Raw genomic sequence first — 382 nt, forward strand, 5'->3', positions numbered from 1 at the left:
GATAAAGCGGGATATAAATTAGCTAAAAACTTACCTAATTTTAGTTATTACACAGGTGAAGTTGAGGACGAGATTTTTCCCTACCTAATTATTGGCATGGGTGAGACAGGTGAAATAAAAGTGTGGATATCAAATACACGTTCAGCAGGGTTCACAGGGCGAGTATTACATGAACTAGGCTCAGGGCAAGCGCAATGGCGTGAGAATAAATAAAAATGCACTTGGCAACGATGGACAAGTTTATAAAACCACTTATCTCAATTGCATGTGCTTTGTTTTTAGCAGGTTGCTCGTCAACGGGAAAAATAGATTACATGGTTGCAGGCGTAGGCACTGAGAATGGGAATGCTATTTGGGGGCGCTCAGTGGTATTTGATAATAC

1 pseudogene is annotated in these 382 nt (G+C 40.6%); it reads left to right on the top strand.

Features of this window, described 5'->3' with window-relative positions:
• Positions 1-213 (top strand): annotated as a pseudogene (locus tag JIG37_RS07260) (DUF2931 domain-containing protein); the annotation flags it as partial.
• Positions 214-382: the final 169 nt, after the last annotated feature.

The organism is Pseudoalteromonas sp. bablab_jr010 (assembly GCF_016464105.1).
Classification (GTDB): Bacteria; Pseudomonadota; Gammaproteobacteria; order Enterobacterales; family Alteromonadaceae; genus Pseudoalteromonas; species Pseudoalteromonas simplex.